At 55.9% G+C, this 12,739-nt stretch carries 10 protein-coding genes and 3 pseudogenes; 7 read left to right on the top strand and 6 right to left on the bottom strand.

The window, feature by feature from the left end:
• The first annotated feature begins 36 nt into the window (after positions 1-36).
• The 3 genes from BD293_RS18590 (at position 37) to BD293_RS18585 (ending at position 3,091) form a co-directional block, all read left to right on the top strand.
• The gene (locus BD293_RS18590) at positions 37-720 is read left to right on the top strand and encodes an IS6 family transposase (RefSeq protein ID WP_142085063.1); all 684 of its coding nucleotides are present in this window, start codon (positions 37-39) and stop codon (positions 718-720) included.
• Positions 721-807: 87 nt separating this feature from the next.
• Positions 808-1,056, top strand: coding sequence for a hypothetical protein (locus BD293_RS23190; protein ID WP_170207012.1), 249 nt, complete (start codon positions 808-810; stop codon positions 1,054-1,056).
• Positions 938-3,091 (top strand): recombinase family protein, encoded by a 2,154-nt coding sequence (locus BD293_RS18585; RefSeq protein ID WP_142084381.1) that lies wholly within the window; start codon positions 938-940, stop codon positions 3,089-3,091. The genes BD293_RS23190 and BD293_RS18585 overlap by 119 nt, the downstream gene beginning before the upstream one ends.
• Here BD293_RS18585 and BD293_RS18580 read toward each other — a convergent pair.
• Positions 3,050-4,465 (bottom strand): annotated as a pseudogene (locus BD293_RS18580) (IS1634 family transposase); the annotation flags it as partial. The gene BD293_RS18585 and the pseudogene BD293_RS18580 overlap by 42 nt on opposite strands.
• A gap of 293 nt (positions 4,466-4,758) precedes the next feature.
• Between BD293_RS18580 and BD293_RS18575 the strand changes: the two are divergent.
• A pseudogene (locus tag BD293_RS18575) lies at positions 4,759-4,884 on the top strand (IS6 family transposase); the annotation flags it as partial.
• Between the two features lie 318 nt (positions 4,885-5,202).
• Here the strand turns inward: BD293_RS18575 and BD293_RS18565 are convergent.
• The 4 genes and pseudogenes from BD293_RS18565 to BD293_RS18550 all read right to left on the bottom strand — a co-directional run.
• Positions 5,203-7,491 (bottom strand): fimbria/pilus outer membrane usher protein, encoded by a 2,289-nt coding sequence (locus BD293_RS18565; protein WP_170207219.1) that lies wholly within the window; start codon positions 7,489-7,491, stop codon positions 5,203-5,205.
• Positions 7,492-7,585: 94 nt separating this feature from the next.
• On the bottom strand, positions 7,586-7,981 hold the full coding sequence (locus BD293_RS23615; protein ID WP_425467952.1) for a fimbria/pilus periplasmic chaperone: 396 nt from the start codon (positions 7,979-7,981) through the stop codon (positions 7,586-7,588).
• 181 nt (positions 7,982-8,162) lie between these two features.
• A complete protein-coding gene (locus BD293_RS18555; RefSeq protein WP_142084889.1) occupies positions 8,163-8,660 on the bottom strand; it encodes a hypothetical protein in 498 nt (165 codons plus the stop codon).
• Between the two features lie 292 nt (positions 8,661-8,952).
• Positions 8,953-9,237: pseudogene (locus BD293_RS18550) on the bottom strand (IS5 family transposase); the annotation flags it as partial.
• 178 nt (positions 9,238-9,415) lie between these two features.
• On the opposite strand from BD293_RS18550, the gene istA reads away from it, so the two are divergent.
• Together istA and istB are read left to right on the top strand one after the other, a co-directional pair.
• Positions 9,416-10,924, top strand: coding sequence for an IS21 family transposase (istA, locus tag BD293_RS18545; protein WP_425467950.1), 1,509 nt, complete (start codon positions 9,416-9,418; stop codon positions 10,922-10,924).
• Positions 10,921-11,742 (top strand): IS21-like element helper ATPase IstB, encoded by an 822-nt coding sequence (gene istB, locus BD293_RS18540; protein WP_211841087.1) that lies wholly within the window; start codon positions 10,921-10,923, stop codon positions 11,740-11,742. Before istA ends, istB begins: the two co-directional genes overlap by 4 nt.
• Positions 11,743-11,894: 152 nt before the next feature.
• On the opposite strand, the gene BD293_RS18535 is transcribed toward istB, so the two are convergent.
• On the bottom strand, positions 11,895-12,170 hold the full coding sequence (locus tag BD293_RS18535) for a hypothetical protein (RefSeq protein ID WP_142084887.1): 276 nt from the start codon (positions 12,168-12,170) through the stop codon (positions 11,895-11,897).
• 209 nt (positions 12,171-12,379) lie between these two features.
• Between BD293_RS18535 and BD293_RS18530 the strand changes: the two genes are divergently transcribed.
• Positions 12,380-12,595, top strand: a complete 216-nt coding sequence (locus tag BD293_RS18530; RefSeq protein WP_142084885.1) for a hypothetical protein — start codon at positions 12,380-12,382, stop codon at positions 12,593-12,595.
• Positions 12,596-12,739: the final 144 nt, after the last annotated feature.

Below are 12,739 nucleotides of genomic sequence, written 5' to 3'. Positions count from 1 at the left end.
AGAAGCTGACTTCGCAGTGATGATTGGATGGAAACGATGATTGACTTCAAGGGCGCACATTACCCGAAATCGGTGGTCTTGTTCGCAGTGTTTTTCTATCTACGCTACCCTGTGTCCTATCGTGACCTCGAAGAGATAATGCAGGAGCGCGGTGTCGATGTTGACCACGCAACCCTGAACCGTTGGGTGGTCAAGTACTCCCCATTGATTGCGGCAAAAGCTCAGGCGAAAAAGCGTCCGACGGCCATCTCTTGGCGGATGGATGAGACTTACATCAAGGTTAAGGGCAAGTGGATGTATCACTACCGCGCGGTGGACCGGAACGGCCAAACCCTTGATTTCATGCTATCTGAGCGGCGTGACAAGCCGGCGGCGCGGCGCTTCTTCCGACGTGCAATCGGCAACAACGGCATCCCCGACCGCATCGTTATCGACAAAAGTGGGGCAAATCTGGCGGGCCTGGAAGCCGTGAATGTGACCCTCAAATTCACAGGAACTGGGCAGACCATCAAGATCCTGCAGGTCAAATACCTGAACAATATCCTCGAGCAGGACCACCGGTTCATCAAGCGCATCACAGGTCGAATGCTCGGCTTCAAGGCATTCCATTCGGCGTCTGCTACGCTTGAAGGAATCGAGACCGCGCATATGATCCGTAAGGGACAATTCGGCGCCAACGGCATGACCGCATTCCAGCAGTTCGCCCAGCTCGCAGCATAATTATGTCCAGCGCCAGCCTGATCTCAACCTGACTGAAAATTTGCGACAGAACCCTTCGCGCGCTCGCACGCTGGATGGGATCACGCGATGAGCGAAGTACCGTCAGTTCCAGAATTTCAGATGCTGCCGTTGGATCGACGGCAGGAGGCCATCGCACTGTTGGGGCGGATGGCGCTGCGCCAGATCCGCAGCGCGATCGAGACCAAGGAGAGCGATGATGACGTCAGAATCGATCATGGTCCCGCGCGCCCAGAGTTTACCCGAGAAAGTCTGCGGACAGCATCGCGATCGCCAAGCGATCGTTTATATTCGCCAATCAACGCTGCAGCAGGTTGAGCGCAATCAGGAATCGACACGGCTGCAATACGCTCTGGTTGACCGGGCTTTCGCACTTGGCTGGCCGCGGGAAGCGATCGTCGTGGTCGACGATGATCTGGGACGCTCGGGCGCCTCGATCGAGGGACGGCTTGGCTTTCAGCGGCTGGTAGCAGAAGTCGGACTGGGTCGTGTCGGATTGGTCCTTGGGGTCGAGATGTCACGGCTTGCGCGCTCGTGCCGGGACTGGCACCAGTTGTTGGAGATTTGCTCCCTATTCGATACATTGATTGCGGATGCCGATGGCGTTTACGACCCATCGAATTTCAACGATAGGCTCCTGTTAGGCTTAAAGGGGACAATGAGCGAGGCCGAACTGCATATTATCAAGGCAAGAATGCTGGAGGGGCGACGTGCGAAGGCCCGGCGCGGCGAACTCGCAAAGAGTTTGCCAGCGGGTTATGTAGCGCGCCCGTCGGGGGAGGTCATCTTCGAACCTGATGAACAGGCCCAGGGCGTCATCCGTCTTATCTTTGATTTGTTTGAGCGGCTGCGGTCGGTTGGAGGTGTGCTGCGGTATCTGAACGAGCACAATATACAGATGCCGATACGCAGGAAAGATGGCCCGACCAAGGGTGATCTTGAGTGGCGCCGCCCAAGCCGAGCCACGCTGCATAACCTGTTCAACAATCCTATTTATGCCGGTGTGTATGCCTGGGGTGCGCGGCCCGTCGACAGGCGGCGCCAGAAGCCGGGGCGTCCTGGAACCGGGCGCTGCGTGAAGGCGCCGGACAATGTCGAGGTGTTTCTGCCAGACCGGTTGCCGGCCTATATCAGCTTGGAGCAATTCGAGAGCATCCAAGCGCAGATTAGGGCCAACCTGCCGAGCGCGCAGGGGCCGGTCCGGGCTGGAAGCGCTTTGCTATCGGGCATGGTGATTTGTGGCGCGTGCGGCTTGAGGATGCAGCCAACCTATAACAACAATGGTCAAGTCGCGCGCTACATCTGCAATGGCATGCACATGGCCTACGCAGAACCAATCTGTCAGTCGCTTAAAGCGGCCCCGGTTGATGAGGCTGTGTCGCGCGCTATCCTGCGATCGCTGGAACCAGCCGCGCTCGAGATCAGTCTTGCGGTCGCCAGCGACCTTGAAGCGGAACGCAAATCTCTCGATCGTCAATGGCAGCAGCGTCTTGAGCGCGCCCAATTCGAGGTTGATCGCGCCCGGCGGAGTTATGCCAGCGTCGAGCCAGAGAACCGACTGGTTGCGCGTAGTCTCGAGAAGAGTTGGGAAGAGGCGCTGGCGAGCCAAGCGCGCCTCATGGTTGATTATGACCGCTTCCAGCGCGAACGTCTGCAAGCACCGAGCCGCACTGAACTGGAGGCGATCCGTACCCTTACCCAAGATCTCCCCGCGCTTTGGCAGGCGGCAACAACCACACAAAGAGAACGACAGGAAATTGTACGGCTGCTGCTCGAAAGGGTTATCATCAAGATGGTTGATGACACCGAGCATGTGGAGGTCACGTGTCATTGGCATGGCGGCAATCAAACGATGCACAAGGTGATCCGTCCTGTCGCGCGGATCACCGCGCTCAGCAGCTATCCGGCACTGATTGCGCGCATGAAGGAACTCTACGAAGCTGGCCACAGTAGCCGCTGCATTGCCAATATTCTCAACGAAGAAGGCTTTGTCCCCCCCAAGCGTCGTAACACCTATACCCCCGAAATGGTCCGCCACCGCCTGGTTGCGGCGGGCATCGCCAAACCACAGCGCAAAAAACCCAGCGCCTCAGCGATGATTGTGCGCGAACCCGACGAGTGGACAATCCGAGAATTAGCCGAAGCCATCGGCATGCCTCAAGCGACCCTGTATTATTGGGTCGCCAACGGCCGCCTAAGCAGCCGCCTGGTTAAACATGACCGCAAACCGGTGAAGCTGGTGACTGCTGACGCGACAATGATCGAGGATCTTAAAGCGATCCGCGCGAGCCCGCCCCACCTGAGGCGCCTGCCGCCCCGGCAAAGCGCAGAACAACTTAAACTTATCACTTGAGAGTCGAAATGTCTGGTCGATATCGATATCTGCCAGTGCCTTGTAGCGCCCGACTGCGTCAGCGGGGGTGATCTCGGGGACATTGGTCAGCAGGACGAGCTTCCCATCAAACAGGGCTGCCCGAGCGATGGCGTCTTCATCTATGTCCCAACTGAAGCGATCCGCTGTCAGATCGGCCTTGATGAAGCGCGTCAGTTCCGCGTCTGAAATGGCGCGGACAAACCGGCTATAGGCCCCCCGGTCTGAGGCGCGGCGGCCTTTCTCGCTTTTTCCTTCATCTTGTCGATCGAGCTTGGCGACCATGGCATTGCCCATGGCATCGAGCTCATCAATCCTTGCACGACGCGCCGCACCCTGTTCCTTCGCGCGCCCGGCATCATGCGCGACAATCAGGCGGTGCCCTTCAAAGCTGCCTTCGCGCAACCCGTCACGGTCGCTGAAGTCGAAGTTCTGGAAGGTTTCCAGAAGGTCGCTGTAGCGCCGTGCAGGCACGGCCAGGATGAACTCCAGCTTGCGCCCGTCCTGATCGGCCATGTCCGTTAGGTGGTGGATGTTGTCGAGGCTTAGCAGGCCCCGATCTGCGACAAGAATGATGCGCTGGATGGGGAAGCGTTCCAGCACTGTCGAGAGCATGCCCTGAAGGGTCTTGGTCTCGGACACATTGCCCGGATGGACTGTGTGCATGAGCGGCAGGCCTTCAGCGGTCTGAACCACGCCCAACACGAATTGGCGTGCGATGCCGCCGGTTTCCTTGTTCATGCCAAAGGCACGGACATCATCTTCCAGTCGAGCCTCACCATGAATGCGTACGGTCGTCAGATCATAAAAGACCATCGTCAGCTCATGATCGACAAGCGGGCGGATCTGGCGCGCCAAAGCTTCCTCGACCCCTTCAGCGTTGTCCATCAACGCGTCCATGGCGCGCAGCAAATGCTGATGGGTGACGGTCTCGGGCATGGCCGGCGTGGCCACGGTCTCCAGCCAGCGCAGGCAACCCAGCTTGCTTTTGGCATCGCAAAGCCGGTTGAACACCATCGCCCGGACGAGTGCTTCGGCATCAATGCTGCGCTTGCCCGAGCGCAGCGCGCGGTTGAGGGCGCGATCAAACCCAAGGTCTTTCCACAGCTCATGCAGCGCAAAGACCGTGCCATAGGTGCGGGCGGGATCGTGTGTAATCTCGTGCGCTGTGTTCTCTATGCGCCCGATGGCTCTGTTCAACCCGTTGATCAGGGGGTCGAGCTTCTCGGGTGACAGCCTGTCCAAGCGACCAAGGTTGGCGACCACCTTGATCCTGACCTTTCCTTCCGCGTCGCGATGCCCCTCCACCAGTTGGAGATAGCTTCGCCCGCCTGATTTTGAGATGCGCGTATACATTGGACTAACGTTAAGTCCGAATGCACCAAACATGCAAGCTAATTATCAGTCAAACGTGTTACAACAAAGCTTCGCCGAAGCAGGAGGCCAGAGGGCGGTAACTCATTGAAAACTATAGTGTCAGAAAGTTGCAGACAGCGAATTTACCGGATTTGCTGTCGAACTTCGGGGTACCGCTTCTTCTCGAATTTGTGCCGGCGGCCGTCATTGAATTTATGCGGCATCAACGCTATCCAATCGATCAGGGAAACGGCCTCCTAACAGAAACCGTAGGATCCATGCAACAACGCCGCTTCAAGGCATTCCATTCGGCGTCTGCTACGCTTGAAGGAATCGAGACCGCGCATATGATCCGTAAGGGACAATTCGGCGCCAACGGCATGACCGCATTCCAGCAGTTCGCCCAGCTCGCAGCATAATTATGTCCAGCGCCAGCCTGATCTCAACCTGACTGAAAATTTGCGACAGAACCCAAAACCCGCAACGCTGGTCAGGCAAAACCCGAAACTGGCAACCTGCTGGACCCGTCTGGCTCAATCCAGAAACCGATATCAGCGCCCCTGAAATCAGAGACGCTGCATGAAATCGGCGGACAACTTGTTTGACAAACACCGAGCCTGATCTCAACCTGACTGAAAATTTGCGACAGAACCAGCGCGGTATATCCAATCGATCAGGGAAACGGCCTCCTAACAGAAACCGTAGGGTCCATGCAACAACGCCTTGTTCAGGATGAACTAACGACACAAAAGTTCTAAAATCGCACCGGGTTCAAAATCCGGCACTTCTACCGCACAGGCGCTGCGATCCTCAGTTACCGTTATTCGTGTTCCTGGTGTGGCAAAGTTAACCCAAGCTTCCCCATCAACACCTACTACCGAAGTTTCGGACTGCCCCGCCACGGTTATCTTTGCTCCTCTCGAAACAGGCTTACCTGATGTCGAAACGAACCTAATCGTTAATCCACTAATCTCGCGCACACCCATAGAAAGGGCTAGGCCTGAATTAGGATACACTGCGAGCGTTCGAGAACTCATTTCAGAGAACGTGCCAGATATTGGCTCGTGACTAATCCGTTGACGATTGAACGAACCGATTGGGACGACAACACCACCCAGCACAGAACTACTGCCAACATGAATGCCCGAACGGGTAATGCGGACATTTGGCCTCCCGGTATCAACCAGCGCAAATGAATCGTGCACGTATTGGCCGTAATACAGACCGCCCGCGCCGGCACCAATCGAACCGGTCAACCGTAGCCGCTGTTCACTGTAGCTGGCCCGTTTTGCGATGGAGCCTTCGACCGTCCCCGCGACTGTTCTTACTTGGGCACGGGCTTCACCGCGGATACCGCTGTCAGAGCGGCTCAACATTGCCGAGTATCCAACATCACCGATTTCGCGGCCTAGTGGCTGACGAATAGACGCTGTAGAAACTGTTCTGTCGTTAGCACGTCTTACAGTGCTGCTAACAGACCGGCCACCAAGCTTGAAGGATACGCCCGCGCGAAGTGAGGTGTCGTTTCTGCTGAAATCATGTCTAAGCGACGCGAAAACATTCATCCGATCAGATGGACTACCAGAAATATTTAGATTTGCACGGTGTGCCATTTCACCATTAATGCTTCTGGAAGCGGCGGTGAAGCTATAGCGATAATCATTCCAAGTCGTAGAGTAGTTCGCGTAGGCCTCAAAGCGACTCGGGGCCTCGGCCAAAGTCGAAAGACCTTGTATTTCATTGAATTGGACCGCGTAGCCCAGATCGCTATAGCCTTTCTCTCTGTATGTAACATTCAAACTGGCATTGCCGTTTGCGATTCGGGTACCCATTGAAACCCGACCAGCTGCCGCTAGGTTTCTTTTAAACCGGCTTATGCTGACATCGGCATTTGCAATCACCCCGCGACCGAAAATCGTGTATGCACCAATACCGATATTTTGATAACCTTGGGTGAAAGATCCCTCGAATTTCGTAGTCAAATTGTCGCTTAAACCAAAGACTAGGTTACCATGGAACACAGGAATATTGGTATAGCTTTCAGTATTCCCGATGGTTCTGCGTGCAACACCCGCTTGTAATTGGTATTCAATAGCGCCTTCTGGCAATAGCCGGCTATTATCGGCAGCGCTGACAGCCACGTAGGCATCATTGCCGTTCTCGTCGGTTACACGTGCGACTAAGCCCCCATCTTCTGCTCGAGTTACCGGCATTCCCAGGGCCTCTGAGTAATCATCAAGCGTCCAAGTGTCTTCAAGCGAAAGCGAGTCGTAGACCACCTCCGCATCCGTACGTTGCAATCCGCGGTCGAAGTAGACATAAGGTCTGGTGCGCCGGTTACCGCCCTGCTGGAAACGCATTTCGGTTCGAACGCCGACACCGGCAATTTGGACACGACGATCCGAATTCGGCGTTATCTGCATATCACCAAAGGTGAAAATGCGGCCTTTATCAGGATTGAAGACTTCGATATAAGTTTCATTGCGCCGGTAATCCAGCGCTCCATCCAAAAGGCTTACCCGCCCGGTGTTCACCAATGTTCCAAAGGGCGTGGAGAAAATACCCTTCAAACGGCCTTGGATGCTGTCATCCACCGACTGTGTGTCCGCGCGACGGTTGCGGTAATTCAGGTCATAACTGAGAACTGCACCATATCCGGCCTCAAACCGATCTGCCCGCATGGAACGGTTCTGGTGGGGGGCTTCATAGTACTCGTCGGGAACAAACACTTTAACTGTAAGCTGTCGGTGATCTACCACAACTTTCATATAGTCTACCCTCTCAGGCCCCACTCTTCCGAGAACATACCAAGGCAGCTTAATACCATTATCTTTTAGCAAGCGCGCCGTTAGGGGCGGAGCATTACCATTCTTGCCTTTAATCAAGACATTTGTTCGCTCCCCATTAATAAGCAGTGCATACTCGAAAACCGTAGAACGTGCTAAACTGGGTTCATACACCCACCCTCTCTCTTCAGAGAAGACCAGCCCAGAATTGAAAATCGATTGTGTTTCCGCACGAAGCATTCCGGACTGCAACGCAGTGGACAGCAGCAACACAGATGTGAACTTTGAGAGCTTTAGTATCTTCGGTCTGTACGATGCCATGAACAGAACGCCTTCAGAAGCAGAGAGGAATGGAGTGGCGGACGCTAATCAACGCCCCAGTTGTCACAGCCGACTCCGAAGAAGGTCCCGGTGGCGTCGGGGCGACGTCGACAAGCACACGATAGCATCCGGGCTTTACCGAAGGTGAGGCTATTATTGAGATTTCCTGACGAGCACGAGGGCCAACATCCAAACTTGTGGTCGAGATAATGAACCCACTCGTACGCTCAAGCCGGTTTGGGTCGTCACCAATCTGTCGAAACACACGGACTTGGGCCAGTTCACGTCGTATTCCAGTGTTATCAAACTTCAGAACTGCCGTTCTGCTTTCAGCATCAAGCGAAAGTCGTGTGGGGTGCACCAGAAGGGCAGCAAGGGCCTGATTGGGCAACCAGTTTATTAAGAGCATTGCAATCAGGAAATGCAATACGGAATAGCTAGTTCTTTTCATCATGGTTCCCTCGATGCGTCGTTGATTCATAAGGTATGAACCAATTATCTATAAAACGGTAGCAATACTTCTATATTGCTACCGTTACTTTTTATGTAAAGACAATCACTCGCAATAAAGCGATATGAATATCTACCGATTAGTTATATACAATCGTAAACAGGTTGGTAATTACGTATTGGCCCGCCGGAATGACATTATTCTCATAGTCTGCGAAACCTTCAGCTAGGTAGCGAGTGACGATTTGTGCCGCCTGATTTGGGAAGAAAACATCCGACACCTCGTCCGCCGGGTCCAAGCGGCGCCCCAGGGTAACGTTTCCGGTCATACCTGCATCGATCATTGACTGGCTGAAGTTCTGTTCATAATTAATTTCATCAATATCAACCGTTCCTTCGCAAGCCAACGTAACTTGGCCAAAAACAATTTCAATTTGCCCTGAGCCAAACTGATTGTCGAACATGTTTTCGCCAACTTCCCTTGTGACTTCTTGGTCACCACCGGTGTGATCTACAACACAGGTTTGAGCTGGCTCTTCGACGTTCAGCGTGGTTTCATAGGTGACTTCTTCCGCAAAAGCGCTGCCCGACACCATGATGGCAGCAGCGGCAACGGACAGCTTGAGCTTTACATTCATTTAGTTGTTTCCTTTTTATTGGATCTCAGGAGTTTTTAACGCACCCTTTTTCAGGGCGATTCTAGTGTGCGCTCGATCGCGAATTTCACCTTAGCTACCTGCCCCCGCAGTGTCGGGTCCTGTGTCGCGAAATAGTCTAAAATGTCGCGAAAACGGCTGCGATTCTGAGGTGAGCAGAATCAAAACGGCCCTCAGGTGGGTGAGGATCTTACGGATGTTGTGGAATTGGTTCTGTCGGCGTTGTTGCACGGACCTACGGTGGTTTGAGTTTGGCCCTTACCCGCTCATTTGGTCAAGCTACGACCTCGAACTTGGCACGGCCAAGTTCGGTCATCTTGTTCAGAATGTGGGCGCCGATCTTGGCTTCGGTTTTCTGGTTGGGAAAGCTGCGCGCTTTCAGTTTGGGGCCGATGACCACCTTCCAGCGCCCCATTTGTGTTTCACCGCGGCTGCGCTGATTGTATCCGCTGCTCACCTTCCAGGCAATACGCCCGCCTGTGCGTATTGCGGCAATGCGCTGGTCGCGCAGCGTTGGATTGTCCGCAGCCTCGGCGCTGAGAACCGCAGTCTTGGGAGGCTGTTGAGCGACAACCACCTTGGCCGGTAGCGACAACCACCTTGGCCGGTGGCGCTGATCGGAGGGCGGGCTTGCCCGCCTGGAGGTCAGCGCCACCGGCCAAGGTGATTTTGGGTTAGGTGCTGGTCGCTGTGGGTTGATAAGCCGGAAGCCTCTGCGTTCCAACGGAGGACCCCGGTTGGCCTATCAATCCATCACCGACCAGCAATTGAGATTATACATGACCGACCTCAAAAATCACAGCCAATGCACATCAGCCGCCCGTGCTGGGTTCAGCGAAAGAACCGCTCGGCGATTTGATGCAGATCCAACGCCCCCTTCACAGCGCAAGATTGTTCACGGGCGTACAGTATCCGATCCGCTTGAAGGGTATTGGGAGAATGACATCCTTCCTGTTCTGGAGAACGACAATGCCCTGCAGGCCGTGACGTTGTTGCGCTACCTTCAGGGTCTACATCCTTTGGCTTTTCCAGATGATCGCATCCGCCGAACCCTGGAGCGAAGGGTCCGGCAGTGGCGCGCGCTCAAAGGCCCGGAGCGCGATATCATTTTCCGCCAGACACCAGAGCCAGGCTATATGGCACAGTCCGACTTCACCCAAGCAGCCGAGCTGGAAGTGACCATTTCAGGCGCACCATTCCCGCACCTGCTTTATCATTTCGCTATGGTCTATAGCCGCTGGGAACATGTTGGTGTTGTCTTGGGCGGGGAGAGCTTTACGGCCTTGGCCGAGAACCTCCAGCACGCGCTGTGGTCCTTGGGGGGTGTTCCACAAAACCATCGAACGGATAGTCTTTCAGCCGCATTTCGTAATCTGACGCGTGACGAGTGTGAGGATATTACCAAGCGCTATGAAGCTTTCGTCGGTCATTATGGTATGGATGCCAGTCGCAACAATCGTGGTGAAGCCCATGAGAATGGCGCCGTGGAATCGCAGAACCGTCACTTGAAGAAGGCCATCGCACAGGCACTGATCCTGCGCGGCAGCCGTGATTTTGCATCTGTGGCCGAGTATCGTCGCTTCATTGACATTCTGGTGGCGCGGCGCAACCGACAGCGGACGCAAGCGGTTGAGGTAGAGCAGATGTATCTTAAACCTTTGCCGCCGCGGCGCACCACAGACTACACGGAAGTCATCGTGCCGGTCACAAGAATGGGCGGCTTCAGGGTCAAAAGCATCTTTTACAGCGCGCCATCACAGCTCATCGGGCAGCGTTTGCGCATCCATCTATATGATGACCGCCTCGACGCATTCTTGGGCAGCACCCTTGTCGCAACGCATCCCCGTGGCCGAGGCCGTAACGATGGCCATCGTGTCCATGTCATCAATTACCACCACGTCATCCATGCCTTGAAGCGCAAACCACAGGCCCTTTGGAGCTCGATCTACCGCGATAGCCTCTTCCCCCGCACCGAATACGCGCAAGCTTGGGAAGTGCTGCAGCACAGCCTGCCGCGACGCGACGCCTGCCGCCGCATGGTCGCTCTGCTCTTTATTGCCCACGATCAAGCCTGCGAAGCGGAATTGGCACATCTTCTTGCTGACGATCTCGGCTCTGGTTTGATACCGGACCCAAAGTCGCTCGCGGCCCAGATCACCCCTAAACACACGGCGCTGCCAAAGGATGTTGTGGTTTCTCATCCGTCGCTGGACAGCTTCGATGCGCTGCTGGAGGCACGCGCATGACCTCCCGGGAGATCGACATCCACACGCTGCCCAGCATGCTGAGCGCCCTGCGCTTACCCAGCTTCCACAAGCTCTGGCAGGAAATCGCCACACGAGCCGATACCGAAGGCTGGCCGGCTGCGCGCTTCCTGGCCGTGCTGGCCGAATACGAACTCGCCGAGCGGGACATGCGCCGCATGCGCCGTCATCTGAATGAATCCCAGCTCCCAGCTGGAAAGACTTTGGCAACCTTCGATTTCAAAGCCCTGCCTACCTTACCACGCGCCCGGGTCGAAGCTCTGGCTGCGGGAGATTGGTTGGACGGCGGCGCAAACCTGATCGCCATTGGCAACTCCGGCACGGGCAAGACCCACATTCTCTGTGCCATTGGCCATGCCCTGATCGAAGCAGGCCATAGGGTCTTCTATACCCGGACCAGCGATCTCGTCCAAAGACTGCAAGCCGCACGTCGGGATCTGGTGCTCGAAGCAGCTTTGGCCAAGCTCGACAAATTTGACCTGATCATCCTTGATGACATTACCTATGCCCACAAGGATCAGGCCGAAACCGGGGTGCTCTTCGAACTGATTGCCCGGCGATACGAATATCGCAGCATCGCCATCGCGGCCAATCAGCCGTTCAGTGGATGGGATCAAATCTTTCCCGACAAAGCCATGACCGTCGCGGCCATCGACCGACTTGTCCACCATGCCAGCATTCTTGAGATGAATGCGCAAAGCTTTCGCCAAAGAAGCGCTGTGGCCAACATGAAAATGCAAAACGAAGCCTCAGCGACAACCAAAAACGACAACCAAGAAGAAGGAAAAAACCTGACCTAAAGAAAGCAAAAAACACAACCCCGGCGGCCGCTATAACCGGCCAAGGTGGTTGTCGGCACCGGACAAGGTGGTTGACGCGCTACACTTTCGCGGGCGGGGTGTTGGTGGTCGGTCCGGTCATGGTCTTGTTTCCATTATGCGATGGGGGGGAGTTATGCGGTCGCAAGAGCATTCATTGCAGCGGCGCGGTCGGATGCTTTCTTTTTCAAAAGAGCGGCGCGCGCGCGGTAATCTTGCTGGTCATTGTGCAAGGCTGCGAAGGCATCTGCTTCACTTGGTGTGTTGAAGAAAAACCGCTGGACCACGACAGAACGTGCCATGTATGCGCGCCCTCCCAGTGCCAGTGATACCAGCTTCGGCTCATAGGCCATGATTGCGACCGTTGGCTCGCGCGTCTCGGCATCGGATGTGGCGAATGCGTATGTCATGGTGTTTCGTCCTCTTGAGCGATGGGCGGTTGGGGTTTGTCCCTGTTCCCGCCGATGGGCTGCGCCTCGGCCAATCTGTTGCCGGATACGCATGTGTTCGGCGGAACAGAGTGGGAGAGGGCGAAGCCCGACCCACGGGCCTGAGCGAGACTGTCACGGGGTCAGAACACCCACTGGCGCGGCCCGCAGACCGCAGGTCGAGGACACGGGTGGGTGGGCTGACGACGCGCCCCGCGCGGCGCTTGCCCCTTGACCAGCTTGATCAGGTCTGTTGGGCGGACAAGAAGAACAGCAAGATCGTCAGCGCGGGCGGTGAGCGGGCCACAGGCCCGTCGATCCCCCGCGCTGTCCTTCGGATCACCTCAACCCGCGCAATCGCGCGCGGGTTTCCCCTGATCTATTGCGATAGCGGTCGTGACCCGTAAGGGCCGAGACGGGCGGGGCAGGGGTGGCAGGACCGGACGGGCAGATGGCTGGCTCGGAGAGACGGCCAACGCCCATCCGCAGCCGCCACCATCGCCCTGGCTGGCTTGGGTCTGGCCTTGGCCAGACCAGGACACGGGCGACCG

This window comes from Roseinatronobacter monicus (genome assembly GCF_006716865.1).
GTDB lineage: Bacteria > Pseudomonadota > Alphaproteobacteria > Rhodobacterales > Rhodobacteraceae > Roseinatronobacter > Roseinatronobacter monicus.
Note: the sequence above shows the minus strand (reverse complement) of the source record. Positions and strands in the feature narration are given on the sequence as shown.